Here is a 13,104-nt window from a genome sequence, read left to right as displayed (position 1 = left end):
TTTCCGGTCGGGGGTGAGAGCGCGCCCTGTTGGTGCGCCCTCGGTCAGCCTGACCGCCGCCGGTGGACCCGACAACGAGCGAACACCGTGAAAAATGATTACGACGGATACGGCAATGCCTGCGAAGTGGTGGGGGCAACCGCGGGGCGAGCCCGAACAGTTCGGGGTTAGGGTCGGTGTATGTCCGGCGCTTCGATCCCCGTGCACCTCATCGAGCCCCTGGCCGATGCTGTGCCGGTCGGACCTGCCCTGCACCGGGATGCGCCGCTCGTGGACACCCTCGACCGACCGCTGCACGATCTGCGACTGTCAGTCACGGACCGGTGCAACTTCCGCTGCGTGTATTGCATGCCCAAAGAGGTCTTCGGCAAGGACTTCGCGTTCATGCCCCGGGACGAGATGCTCTCTTTCGAGGAGATGACCCGGCTGGCCCGCATCTCGGTGGCGCACGGCGTGGAGAAGATCCGGCTCACCGGCGGCGAACCGCTGCTGCGCAAGGGCCTCGAGGAACTCATCGCGATGCTCGCAGCGCTCCGCACCCCTGCCGGACGCCCGGTCGACATCGCCCTCACCACCAACGGCTCGGCGCTGGCGATGAAGGCGCAGGCGCTCAAGGATGCCGGCCTCAAGCGGGTGACGGTGTCCCTCGATTCCCTGGATGACACCACCTTCCGGGCCATGAACGACGTCAACTTCCCGGTCGCCCGCATCCTGGCGGGCCTGGACGCCGCCCACGCGGTGGGCCTCGGTCCGATCAAGATCAACATGGTGGTCAAGCGCGGCCAGAACGACCACGACATCGTCAACATGGCACGCATTTCAAGGGCACGCCCTACATCCTGCGTTTCATAGAGTTCATGGACGTGGGCACAAGCAACGGCTGGGACATGGCGGCCGTGCTGCCGTCCAGCGAGGTGCGCGACCGCATCCACGCCGAGTTGCCGCTGGAAGAAGTGGCCCCCAACTACACCGGTGAGACCAGCCGGCGCTGGCGCTATCTCGACGGTGAGGGCGAGATCGGCCTCATCTCCAGTGTCACCCAGTCGTTCTGCCACACCTGCTCCCGCGCCGGGTCTCCACCGACGGCAAGCTGTTCACCTGCCTGTTCGCCAGCGAGGGCCATGACCTGCGCGCGCTGCTCCGCGACGGCAGCAGCGACGAGCAGCTCTCCGCCGCGATGGGCGCCATCTGGCGCCAGCGCACCGACCGAGCCTCGCAGCTGCGCAGTGCCCAGACCGGCGCGGTGCGCGCACCTGGTGGTAAGAAAATCGAGATGTCCTACATCGGCGGATGACCGCCATCAGAGCCGATTAAACCGCACGCTGCTACTGTAAATACATGGTTGCGACCACGCAGAACGATGCCCGGCATACCGCCCTGGCCAGCGAGCCGCGCCGTCGAGCGCTCGCCCTGATCACTGGGTCCGCCGAACCCATGGGCGTGGGTGCCGTTGCCGAGGCCCTTGGCCTGCACATCACCACTGCCCGTTTTCACCTGGAGCAGCTCGAGGCCGCCGGGCTCGTGGAGCGTCAGGTAGCCCGGGCCGGCCAGCGCGGCCGACCCCAGGTGCTGTTCAGCGCGGTGGCGGCACCGCTGCCGGTTGAGACGGCCCAGCAGCAGCTCGCGCAGGCCCTTGCCGCGGTCATCAGCGAAGACGACGACGGCGGCCGAGCCCGCTCGGTGCGGGCCGGCGAGCGCTGGTCGGCGCAGTACGCGGACGTGGCGGATGCCGTGGCCCCCGACACCCTCGACGCGCCGGTCGCCACCGTCATGCCACCGCTGCTGCGGGTGCTCACCGAGATCGGCTTCGAGCCTGAAGTGCGGCCCGACGAGACCACGATCGCGCTCACCGCGTGCCCGTTCCGGGCCGAGGCGCGGGAGAATCCCGGCGTGGTCTGTTCGGTGCACCTCGGTCTCATCAAGGGGCTGGTGACTTCCCTCGGACACGACGCCGAGGGCATCCGTCTGGAGCCCTTCGTGCAGCCGACCCTCTGTCTCGTTCACCTGCCCGCCACCCTCGCGAACTGAGAGAAAAGCCCCAGAATTCGCCGGATTCTGGGGCTTTTCTCACGGTTCGCGGGACTAGGGGACGTAGGAGGAGACGTCCACCTGGGTGGTCACGTCGACGTAGACGTCGCCGTCGATGATGGTCAGGGGATAGACGGGGACGGGCTCGGATGCCGGGAGGGTGCGCGCCCGCCCGGTGGACAGCTCGAAGCGGCCGCCGTGCGCCCAGCACTCCAGGTCGTCGCCCTCGACGAAGCCGTCGGAGAGCGAGATGTCGGCGTGTGAACACATGTCACCCAGAGCGAAGCAGTTGCCGGCGCTGTCTTTCACCAGAGCCACCGCCACGCCGTCGACCATCATCTTGATCGCTTCACCGAGCTCCAGCTCGGATTCTGCGCAGACCCTGGTTGCCACCTGTTCCTCATTTCCGCCGGTCGATGTCGAGTCCGGCCTTGACCATGGGACGAACGTCCCGATTAAAAGGATACTGATCATCTAAAGTGGCCCTCTAGGGTCATTCGACCCGGCCGAAGGAGAAAACCATGACCGCCGAACCGATCACCCTGTCCTCCAGCCGTCCCGGCGCTGTCGATGCCGAGGCCACCGTTGGGACACCCGCAGCGCACGCCTGCGCCTGCGGACACGAAGGCGAAGAGAAGATCGTCCTGGATTCCCGCACGATCCCGCACGCGATCCGTCACGCCACGATCTTCGGCGCACTCGGCGCCATCAAGCCGGGTTTCGCCCTTGATCTGGTCGCCTCGCACAACCCGCTGCCCCTGCTCGGCCAGCTCGAGAGCAGCCGCCCCGGTGAGTTCCTCATCTCCTACCTGGAGAACGGACCCGAAACCTGGACCATCCGTCTCACCCGCGCCAACTGAGCCCGCCCCAGCCTGACCTGACCCTCAGACCTGACAGCCGCCGCCGATGACCACGCCCAGCCCGTATCGCCAGACCGGCAGTGCCGCGCGCGGCGCTGGTCCGACCGTGCGGCCCACCGTGGCCGGTCGACTGGTCTTCCTGCTCCTGGGCGGCATTGCCCTGCTCGCCGGCCTCAACGGCGCCCTGCTCCTGCTCGGCGTCTGGGCGCCCATCGACAGCGCCCGGCTGGCCGAGGTGCACGGCCCGCTGATGGTGTTCGGTTTCGTGGGCACCGTCGTGGTGCTCGAGCGTGCCGTGGCCGTGCGCCGCGGTTGGGCCTACCTCTCGCCCGGTCTGCTCGGCTCCGGCGGCATCGCGCTCATCTCTCCGCTTCCGGTGATCCTGGGCCAGGCCGCCCTGGTCGCCGGTAGCGCGGTGCTGCTGGTCATCTACGCCGAGATCTGGCGCAGACAGGCCGCGGTCTCCACGGGAGTGCAAGTGCTCGGTGCCCTCGCCGGCCTGATGGTCACAACCTTCTGGTTGCGCGGCATCGGCATCCCACAGCTGGCCCCGCTGCTCATTCTCTATCTGGTTCTCACCATCGCCGGTGAGCGCCTCGAACTCTCCCGTATCTCACCCACGGTCGACTACAGGGCCGAATCGTGGATGCTTGGCATCGGCCTGACCCTCTGCTTCGGCGCCGTCGTGGCTCTGGTCTGGCCGGTCACCGGCTACCCGCTGCTGGGCGTCGGCATGCTCGCGCTGGTGGCCTGGTTGTTCAGGCACGATGTGGCCACCCGCCTGGTGCGCTCTACCGGGCTGCCCCGCTACATGGCCTGCTGTCTCCCGGCCGGCTACGGCTGGCTGGTGGTGGTCGGCGGCATCTGGCTGCTGCGCGGCCCGGTCTACTCCGGCCCCGGCTACGACGCCATGATGCACGCGGTGTTCCTCGGTTTCGTGGTGTCGATGATCATGGCGCACGCGCCCACCATCCTGCCGGCCGTGCTGCGCCGGCCGCTGCCCTACCGGCCGATCATGTACCTGCCGGCGGCACTGCTGCACCTCTCGTTGCTGGCCCGGGTGCTGCTCGGCGACGCCTACGGCTGGCCGGTGCTGGTGCAGTGGGGCGGAATCGTCAACATCGTCGCGGTGCTCCTGTTCGTGGCGATTGCCGTGGTCTCGGTCGTACGCGGTAACGCCATGTTGCCGGCCCGAACGGTGCAGCGCGTCGCACCATCGGTCTCACCTGTGCGGGGGTCGCTGCTGTGAAAGACAAGCTCTGGCACATCGTCTCGGGCAGCCTGGTGCCCGCCTGGCTGGCCGCTGCGGTGATCTTCACCCTGCTGCACCGCATGGTGCCCGAATCGGGCTGGCTGCTCGTGCACCTGCTGCTGCTCGGCGCGGTGAGCACCGCCATCCTGATCTGGAGTCAGCACTTCGCCGACACCCTGCTGCGCCGCAAGGCCCTCGGCCACCGGCTCTCGCTCGGCCTGCGGCTCTGCACACACACCGTGGGCTCGGTGCTGGTGATGACGGGCATGGTGATCGACGGATATCCGCTGGTGCTGGCCGGCGGCATCCTGGTGGGCCTGAACGCGCTCGCCCACGCCGCGGTGATCATCTTGCAGACCCGCGGGGCGATGCCCGGCCGGTTCGCCCCGCTGATTCGCTACTACGTGGCCAGCGCCGTGATGCTGGCGGCGGGCGTGACCCTGGGCATCCTGATGGCGCGCCTGGACGGCGGCGGCGAGGACTACGAACGGCTCTTCATCGGCCACCTGGCCCTCAACCTGCTCGGCTGGGTGGGACTCACCGTGATCGGCACCATCGCGCTGCTCTGGCCCACCGTGCTGCACACCCGCGTCGAGGGCGCCACCGTGGCGGCCGGCCACACCCTCACGGTGCTGGTGGGCGGCCTAGGCCTCGTCGCGCTGGGCTGCCTGGCCGACCTGCGCCTGGTCGTGGCGCTGGGCATCCTGGTCTACCTGGCAGCGCTCGGCCGGGTGCTCTGGGAAGGCGCAGCCCACCTGCGCCGGGCGCCCGCCGTGAACTTCGTCGCGTGGAGCCTGGGCGCCGCGCAGGTCTGGTTCGCGCTCTGCACCGCCGGCTTCGGCCTGCAGGTGGCTCTCGCCCCCAGCTGGACGGCCGCGGCCGCCGGGGTGGAAACCCTGGTGCCGTACTTCGCCATCGGCTTCGCCGCCCAGATCCTGCTCGGCGCACTCAGTCACCTGGTTCCCGTCGTGCTCGGCGGTGGCCCGGCCGCCCTCAAGGCCACCGCGGCCGAGCTCGACCGCGGCGGCCTGTTCCGGGTGGTCGTCGTCAACGGCGGCCTGGCCCTGTCGCTGCTCCCGGTCTCCAGTACTCTCACGGTGGCGCTGTCGATGCTGATCGTGGCCACCCTGACCAGCTTCCTGGTGCTGTTCACCCGGCCCTCCGCACCAACCGTCGGGTACGCGCCTTGCCGCTCGTGCGCGTGGAACCCGGCCACCGACCCGAGAAGGGCCCGCGACCGCGCAGCACCGGGCGGATGCTCGCGGCCGCGACCGTGCTGCTGCTCACCGTCACCGTGGGCATCGTGATCGACCCCGCCTCGGTGGGACTGTCGACGGTGTCTACCCAGGCGGCCGGGTCGTCGGCATCCGCTGTGGCGACCGGCCACACCACCACGGTGGCCGTGGAGATGATCAACACCCGCTTCGTGCCCGACAGCATCGGGGTGCCGATCGGCGATGAACTCGTGATCACGCTCACCAATAGCGACGACATGGTGCACAATCTGGTGCTCGAAACCGGCCTGGTGTCTGGATCGCTCGACCCCGGCGCCTCCGAGACCGTGCGGGTGGGCGTGATCGGCGCCAGTGTGGCCGGCTGGTGCTCGATCGCCGGCCACCGGCTGCTGGGCATGGAGATCAGCATCGTCGCCGTGGGCGGCGACGATTCCACCAGTACCGCCGCCGACGACGGCCTGTCCATGGACGGCATGCACGCCGGTCATGGCTCCGCAGCGACCGGGACCTCTGCCGCGGACGACATCGACCCTATGGCCGAACCCGACCCCGGCTTTGAGGCGAGGGATGCGACGTTGCCGCCCGCCGCATCCGTCACCGTGCATCGCCAGACTCTCACCGTGCAAAACGTGCCGACCGAGGTGGCACCGGGGGTGACCCAGATGCTGTGGACCTTCAACGGCACCGCCCCCGGCCCCACCCTGCGGGGGAAGGTGGGTGATGTGTTCGAGATCACCCTGGTGAATGGGGGCACGATGGGCCACTCCATCGACTTCCACGCCGGCACGGTCGCGCCGGATGAGAACATGCGCACCATCCAGCCTGGCGAGAGCCTCGTCTATACGTTCACCGCCACCAGATCGGGCATCTGGCTCTACCACTGCTCCACCATGCCCATGTCGGTACACATCGCCAACGGCATGTTCGGCGCCGTCATCATCGACCCGCCCGGCCTGTCCGAGGTGGACCGCGAGTACCTCGTGGTGCAGTCCGAGTTGTACCTCGGCGCCCAGGGCGGCGAGGTGGACGACGTGAAGGTCGAGGCACAAACCCCCGACCTGATGGTCTTCAACGGCTACGCCAACCAGTACGCCGCCCGGCCCCTGCAGGCCAGGGTCGGCGAGACCGTACGGGTCTGGGTGCTGGATGCCGGCCCGAATGTGGGCAGCGCCTTCCACGTGGTCGGCGGCCAGTTCCACACCGTCTACAAGGAGGGCGACTATTCGCTCAAAGACGGCGGCAGTACCGGTACCGGCGGCTCCCAGGTGCTCGACCTCGCCGCCGCGCAGGGCGGATTCGTCGAACTCAGCTTCTCAGAGGCGGGGCACTACCCGTTCGTGAGCCACATCATGTCGGACGCCGAGAAGGGCGCCCGCGGCATCCTCGAGGTGCTGCCGTGAGCGAGCAGACGCCGCCCCTGCGTGCGCTGCCCCTTCGCGCGGTGCCGCTGCGGAGTACCTGTGGACGGCCGCATCCGTGCCCGCCCGCCATGCAGCGGCAAATACTCGAACAGATCGTCCTGTTCCAGGAGCTGTCCGGCGACGACCTGGCGTCTATCGGCACCCGGATGACGTCGCTGGCCTGGTCCGCGGGTGAGGCCCTGTTCAGTGCGGGGGAGCCCGCCGAGCATGTGTACCTCCTCGCAGTAGGGCAGGCGAAGACCTTCCGCACCACCGCCACAGGAGCGCGCACCAGCCTGGACTTCTTCGGTTCAGGCGACGTGCTCGGCGGCCTCACCTGGGCTGGTGGTAGTGATTACACCGAGACGGCACTCGCCCTGGTCACCACCTGCGCCCTGCAGATCGACGCAGGAGCCTTCCGCGAAGTGATGCTCGCGCATCCCTCGGTAGCGCTCGGCGTGCTGGACGTTGTGTCCGGTCGGCTCACCCGCGCTCGTTCCGCTGAGCAGGACCAGGCCTCAGCGACGGTGACCGAACGGGTGGCGAGTGGCCTGCTGCGCCTGGCCGACATCTTCGGGGTCCCGGGCGACGCATCCGGCAGCACCCTGATCCAGCTGCCACTCACCCGGGCCGACCTGGCCGCCATGGCCGGAACCAGTGCGGAGTCGGTGTCGCGCTCCATGAGCCGGCTGCGTCGAGCCGGCCTGATCGAAACGGGACGCCGGTGGACCGCGGTGCTCGACGCGGACGGCCTGCGCGCGGCGAAATAGTCAACCGACCCACCCGTCCAACGGGTACCTGCGGATAAGTGACGGCCGTCATGGTCCGCTGGGAGGGCGCGACGTAACGTCGTGATCACCCCGGCATTCCGGGGCTGATCACTAGGAAAGGCCACACCATGAGCAGCATCGCACCGACCATCACCCACACCAGCCTTCGCGCGGAGGGCTTCTCCTGCCCGTCCTGCGTGTCCAAGATCGAGAAGCAGGTCGGGCGCGTCGACGGGGTGACCGCGGTGACGGTGAAGTTCGCTTCCGCCCGCATTGAAATCGACCACGACGCCTCCGTGGTGAGCGTGGAGGAGCTGATCGCGGTCGTCGCCAAGGCCGGTTACAGCGCGCGCGTCGCCGCCTTCTGAGCGGGCAGGGATTTCCTGCCGCAGCACCACTCCACTCAGAAAGGCACACGCCATGACAACCATCCATAGCTGGATGAACAACCGGTGGTCGATCCCCGCCGCCTCCGGAGCCCTGATCCTCGCCGCGCTCGTGCTCCTCCAGATCGGCCGCACCGACACGGCCGGAAACATCCTGATGGTGGCCGCGGCGGTCGTCGCGGGCACGCACATCGTGATCGCCGCGGCGCGGGCGCTGTGGGCGCGGGTCATCGGAATCGACCTGTTGGTCGCCGTCGCCGCGATCGGCGCGGTCATCATCGGCCAGTATTGGGAGGCTGCCGCGGTGACATTCCTCTTTGCCATCGGTCACGCCCTCGAGACCGCGACGCTGAACAAGACCCGGTCCGCGCTGGCGGAACTGGTCGCGGTCGCCCCCGACATCGCCATCACCCTGCGCGACGGAGAACAGGTGGAGGTGGCAGCCACCGCCGTGATCCAGGGCGAGACGGTTCTGATCAAGAACGGTGCCAAGGTTCCCGTCGACGGGGAGGTCATCGGCGGGGCCGGTGCCCTCGACGAAGCCTCGATCACCGGCGAGTCCATGCCGGTCGAGAAGGCAACCGGCGACCGGGTCTTCGCCGGCACCGTCGCCCGAAGCGGATTCCTGCAGGTACGTGCCACCGGCGTGGGTACCGACACCACCCTGGCCAGGATCATCCACCGGGTCGAGGACGCACAGGACGCCAAGGCCAAGACCCAGGTCTTCATGGACCGGTTCTCGGCCTGGTACACCCCGGCCATCCTGATTCTCGCGATCATCGTGGGCCTGTTCACCCAGAACATCGTGCTGGCGCTGACCTTGCTGGTCATCGGCTGCCCGGGCGCACTCGTCATCTCCATCCCCGTCTCCATCGTCGCGGGCATCGGCCGCGCCGCGAAGGACGGCATTCTGATCAAGGGCGGCGAGTTCCTGGAGACCTCGGCCAGAATCACCGCGGTCGCCGTGGACAAAACCGGCACCCTCACACTCGGCCGCCCGCGGGTCACCGATGTGGTGGTGCTGAATCCCGCCCTGACTCGTGGGGAGGTGCTCGGCTGGGCCGGGCGCGCCGAAGTCGGCTCCGAGCACCCACTGTCTCGGGCGATACTGGATGCCGCCCGAACGGAAAGCCTCGACGTCGCGGGCCTGCCCGAGTCCACCTCACCGGTCCCCGGCAAGGGCATCGTGGTCACCGCACGGGGCCACCGCGTGCTGATCGGTAACCCGGCGTTGCTGGCGCAGTACGCGATCATCGACTCGGATGCCGCAACCCACGCGGCCACCGCGCTGGCCGAGGCCGGCCGCACACCCATGATCGTCATGCTCGACGACACGGTCGCCGGTGTCATCGGTGTGGCGGATGAGGTGCGCACCGACGCCGCCCAGATGGTGTCGGACCTGCACGCTGCCGGGGTCAAGCGCGTCATCATGCTCACCGGCGACGCTCCGTTGGTCGCCCACGCCGTCGCGGCCGTCACCGGCGTGGATGAGGTGCATGCGTCGCTGCTTCCCGAGGACAAGCTGGACGTCGTCACCTCGCTGCAGGCCGAGGGCTACGTCGTGGCCATGGTCGGTGACGGCGTGAACGATGCGCCTGCCCTCGCCACGGCCGACATCGGAGTCGCGATGGGAGCCGCCGGCTCGGCCGTCGCGGTGGAAACCGCCGACATCGCCCTGATGGGCGACAACCTCCTCAAGCTCCCCGAGGCCATATCCCTGGCCCGGCGCACGGTGAACAATATGCGACAGAACATCGCCATCGCACTGATCACCGTCACCCTGCTCCTGCTCGGCGTTTTGTTGGGCGGGGTGACGATGTCGATCGGCATGCTCGTGCACGAAGCATCCGTGCTGATCGTGATCGTCAACGCCATGCGCCTGTTGCGCCGGCACGATCAGCACAGACCGGCGGAGGCCTCACGCCCCACATCGCTACCTCCGTCAACAGGCCCGGAACCCATCGGCATCACGATTCGCCCGGATCAGACGGTCACCAGCACCGGAGAGAATCACGTTCTGGTCGACTGACCTCGTCCGTCATCCTCGGATCTCCACCCGTCCCATCGCCTCTGCCAGTTCATCGCGAACCCGCCGCACGAGCGCGGTATCGGTCATGGTGTGCCAGGGATTGTCGCCCTGCCGACCGACCATGCAGCTCAGCAGCACCTCGGGGCACTCGTGCGGCGATGGGGCGCACAGGATGAGGCGAAGGGCTACAGGTAGCGGTCCACGGTGACGTGCTGGATGGATGACTGTTCGATCTCTGTCCAGCGCACCGCACTATGGGCATCGGTCGCTGGTATCTGGTCAGCACGACACAGAACGCGGTGGGCGAGAAGTTCCGGGGCGTCGCACCCGGTTGTGACAATGAAGGTGACGACAATGTACGTCCCGCAGACTTGTTCGATCAAGCGATGAGCCGTTTCCGCCGCCACATCGCAGTGGTTGAGCACCTCCTCCTCGGCTAGGCTCCCCGCGGCTTCGACGAGCACCATGATGTGGCGGAGGCTGGTCCATCGCGTGCCAGCAGCGACGCACGTCTGGGCTTGACGTCGCACGGCCGTCTTGAACGCCCGGCGTGTGGTGGCAGCGGTAGCGTCCATTCCAATTACCGCAGCCGTGGCATCGTGCCCACCGGCGCCGGCCGACGGGAGAGCGGCCGGACCGGTGTGCAACGACTCGAGATACCGGAGCGCGTCTCCCAACACCACCACCCATGGTGTGCGCTTGTCCCCGTCCCAGGGGATGGGGCTACGGCCAGGGCCGTCCGGCAGCGCAGAGCCTGACCTGGTCACGGTCTGTCCGGCTCTCAGCCTCTATCACGGGCTCTGTTCTGCGAGACCTTGGCACGTCACGCACAACTCGGCGTGCGGGACGACGGTGAGACGGTCCTTCGCTATGGGTTCACAGCATCCGGTGCAGATTCCGAAGGTGCCGGCGGCAATGCGCCCCAACGCTCGGGTGATCTGCCCGACGACTCGTTTGCTTGACTGGGTCGTGGACCAAGCGACGACGTCGAGGTGCGGTGCTGCCCGCGGGTCCAGTTCAACGATCAGGGCTTCTCGCTCGCGAAGTTGATCTTGAAGGATCCGACGGAATGCGTCTACGTCGATCCTGCGGCGGTGCTGGGCGGCCCGGGACGGGGAAGGCTGAGTAATCATGGAATGCTCCTACGCGTTAAAGAAAGAACGCGCCGCAACTGCGACGCGCTAGTGCCAGCTGAACTGACCGAGTATCTGGAGGTCAGCGCGGTGGCGCGCGTGTGAAGGAGCGGAAGGGCACAACACATCCCGCGAAATCGAGGTGGCGTGTGAACACGACACGTCGGGCCGCTGTGTTGCGAGCGCCCGGATTGACCACGCTGCGCCGTGCGCAGAAGGGGGTCATTCGAGGCGTGGGCATACCCTCACCATAGCTCGTGCCACAGGAAAGGCAAGTCGTCAGCCCGTCAGCCAGGTAAGTTGTGGTGCTGTCTCTCAGATGACGCCGAGCGCGAGCATCGCGTCAGCCACGCGGGTGAATCCGGCGATATTCGCACCGGCAACATAGTCGCCCGGTGAACCGTATTCGTCGGCGGTTTCAAGACACCGGTCGTGGATGCCTCGCATGATCTCGGAGAGCCGGTCCTCGGTGTGTTCAAACGTCCACGAGTCTCGCGAGGCATTCTGCTGCATCTCGAGAGCGCTCGTTGCGACTCCGCCTGCGTTGACGGCCTTTCCCGGCGCAAACTGAACCTGGGCGTCGGTCAGCAATCGGATGGCGTGGGGAGTGGTCGGCATGTTCGCGCCTTCGGCAACGATTCTGCAGCCGTTGCGAATGAGCGCAGCCGCCCCGACCTCGTCCAACTCGTTTTGCGTCGCACTGGGCAGCGCGATCTCGCACGGCACATCCCAGATGGACCCATCACTCACAAAATGGCTTTGTCCGCCGCGGAGAACCTGGTAGTCGGAAATGCGGCCCCGGCGAATCTCCTTGATTTCCCTCAAGATTTCCAAGTCGATTCCGGATGGATCGATGACATAGCCCGTCGAGTCTGAGCACGCAATAACGCGGCCGCCGAGCTGGTGCACCTTTTCGATCGCGTGGATAGCCACATTCCCTGACCCGGAGACGGTAACTTTCCTGCCGTCCAGACCGCTACCCGCCGATTTCAGCATTTCATCCACGAAGAACACCGTGCCGTACCCGGTGGCTTCGGTGCGCACCTGAGAGCCTCCCCAGCTGACGCCCTTACCGGTCAACGTTCCGGATTCGTACCGGTTCGTAATTCGCTTGTACTGACCGAACATGTACCCGAGTTCCCGGCCGCCAACCCCGATGTCCCCCGCAGGCACGTCGGTGTACTCACCGATGTGCCGGTACAGCTCGGTCATGAACGATTGGCAAAAGCGCATCACCTCGGCATCTGAGCGCCCCTTGGGGTCGAAGTCGGAGCCGCCCTTGCCGCCACCGATCGGTAGCCCGGTGAGCGCATTCTTGAAGATCTGTTCGAAGCCCAGAAATTTTACAATGCCGAGGTAGAGGCTGGGATGGAATCGCAGACCGCCCTTGTAAGGTCCGAGCGTGGAACTGAATTCGACCCGGAATCCACGGTTCACCTCGATTTTGCCGGAATCGGTAACCCACGGCACCCGAAAAATGATTTGGCGTTCCGGCTCGCACAACCGCCGGATCACCGCTGAATCGGCGTACTGCGGATGTTTGGAGACAACCGGACCCAGGCTGGCAAGCACTTCCCGCACGGCCTGATGGAACTCCACCTCGCCAGGGTTTCGGCTCAGCACTTCCTCATAAACCGGGACAAGGCGGGGGTTGAGTACAGCCACGACGGACTCCTTAGCGAAGTGATGAGCTAGAAACAAATGGATCGCATCACGATGGATTCCGACGATCTCACCGTATCGGTCGGGGAGAGTTCCGAGAAAACGAGACACACCAGTACCGGCAAAGGCCGGCGCCACTGATCGAGCCGACTTTCGTCTGCGGAACCGGGAGAGCACATAAACACTGGCCAGAGCGATAAATGACTTCCGGTACTTAAACGGCTATGGTGGCCAGTTACGCCATCTGGAACGAGGGAAGCGAGGTGAATATGGCCATGAAGAGCCCTCCTGCACCAACCGGAAAGAAACTGCCGTTGAAGTCGCTGAAGGAAAAGCGCGCTGACAAGCG

The 13,104-nt window shown here is 66.8% G+C and carries 12 protein-coding genes and 1 pseudogene; 9 read left to right on the top strand and 4 right to left on the bottom strand.

Going from position 1 to position 13,104, the window contains the following annotated elements; all coding sequences use genetic code 11:
- The first annotated feature begins 249 nt into the window (after positions 1-249).
- Together moaA and KY500_RS09120 are read left to right on the top strand one after the other, a co-directional pair.
- Positions 250-1,294: pseudogene (moaA, locus tag KY500_RS19760) on the top strand (GTP 3',8-cyclase MoaA).
- Between the two features lie 44 nt (positions 1,295-1,338).
- Positions 1,339-2,028, top strand: a complete 690-nt coding sequence (locus tag KY500_RS09120) for a metalloregulator ArsR/SmtB family transcription factor (protein WP_219903173.1) — start codon at positions 1,339-1,341, stop codon at positions 2,026-2,028.
- Between the two features lie 54 nt (positions 2,029-2,082).
- Here the strand turns inward: KY500_RS09120 and KY500_RS09115 are convergent, their stop codons facing one another.
- A complete protein-coding gene (locus KY500_RS09115) occupies positions 2,083-2,421 on the bottom strand; it encodes a non-heme iron oxygenase ferredoxin subunit (protein ID WP_255579892.1) in 339 nt (112 codons plus the stop codon).
- A 128-nt stretch (positions 2,422-2,549) separates the two neighbouring features.
- On the opposite strand from KY500_RS09115, the gene KY500_RS09110 reads away from it, so the two are divergent.
- From KY500_RS09110 to KY500_RS09085, 7 genes are all read left to right on the top strand, one after another.
- Positions 2,550-2,888 carry a DUF2249 domain-containing protein gene (locus tag KY500_RS09110; RefSeq protein ID WP_219903171.1) on the top strand — a complete coding sequence of 113 codons (339 nt, stop codon included), beginning with the start codon at positions 2,550-2,552 and terminating at the stop codon, positions 2,886-2,888.
- 46 nt (positions 2,889-2,934) lie between these two features.
- Entirely contained in the window at positions 2,935-4,137 is a 1,203-nt protein-coding gene (locus KY500_RS09105) for a hypothetical protein (protein WP_255579891.1), read from the top strand.
- Positions 4,134-5,447: a hypothetical protein gene (locus KY500_RS19255; protein WP_255579890.1), complete on the top strand. Its 1,314-nt coding sequence runs from the start codon at positions 4,134-4,136 to the stop codon at positions 5,445-5,447. The genes KY500_RS09105 and KY500_RS19255 overlap by 4 nt, the downstream gene beginning before the upstream one ends.
- Positions 5,396-6,775, top strand: a complete 1,380-nt coding sequence (locus KY500_RS19250) for a multicopper oxidase domain-containing protein (protein WP_255579889.1) — start codon at positions 5,396-5,398, stop codon at positions 6,773-6,775. The genes KY500_RS19255 and KY500_RS19250 overlap by 52 nt, the downstream gene beginning before the upstream one ends.
- A complete protein-coding gene (locus KY500_RS09095; RefSeq protein ID WP_255579888.1) occupies positions 6,772-7,545 on the top strand; it encodes a Crp/Fnr family transcriptional regulator in 774 nt (257 codons plus the stop codon). Before KY500_RS19250 ends, KY500_RS09095 begins: the two co-directional genes overlap by 4 nt.
- Positions 7,546-7,673: 128 nt before the next feature.
- Positions 7,674-7,913, top strand: a complete 240-nt coding sequence (locus KY500_RS09090) for a heavy-metal-associated domain-containing protein (RefSeq protein ID WP_219903170.1) — start codon at positions 7,674-7,676, stop codon at positions 7,911-7,913.
- A 52-nt stretch (positions 7,914-7,965) separates the two neighbouring features.
- The gene (locus KY500_RS09085) at positions 7,966-9,960 is read left to right on the top strand and encodes a cation-translocating P-type ATPase (protein ID WP_219903169.1); all 1,995 of its coding nucleotides are present in this window, start codon (positions 7,966-7,968) and stop codon (positions 9,958-9,960) included.
- A gap of 185 nt (positions 9,961-10,145) precedes the next feature.
- Here the strand turns inward: KY500_RS09085 and KY500_RS09080 are convergent, their stop codons facing one another.
- The 3 genes from KY500_RS09080 to gdhA form a co-directional block, all read right to left on the bottom strand.
- Complete coding sequence (locus tag KY500_RS09080; protein ID WP_219903168.1) at positions 10,146-10,427, bottom strand: hypothetical protein; 282 nt, start codon at positions 10,425-10,427, stop codon at positions 10,146-10,148.
- A gap of 324 nt (positions 10,428-10,751) precedes the next feature.
- Positions 10,752-11,093, bottom strand: coding sequence for a TraR/DksA C4-type zinc finger protein (locus KY500_RS19755; RefSeq protein WP_219903167.1), 342 nt, complete (start codon positions 11,091-11,093; stop codon positions 10,752-10,754).
- 315 nt (positions 11,094-11,408) lie between these two features.
- Complete coding sequence (gdhA, locus tag KY500_RS09070) at positions 11,409-12,758, bottom strand: NADP-specific glutamate dehydrogenase (RefSeq protein WP_219903166.1); 1,350 nt, start codon at positions 12,756-12,758, stop codon at positions 11,409-11,411.
- Between the last annotated feature and the right edge of the window lie 346 nt (positions 12,759-13,104).

This window comes from Cryobacterium sp. PAMC25264, assembly GCF_019443325.1.
Classification (GTDB): Bacteria; Actinomycetota; Actinomycetes; order Actinomycetales; family Microbacteriaceae; genus Cryobacterium.
The sequence above is the reverse complement of the archived record's forward strand: the minus strand, read 5'-3'. Positions and strand labels throughout refer to the sequence as shown.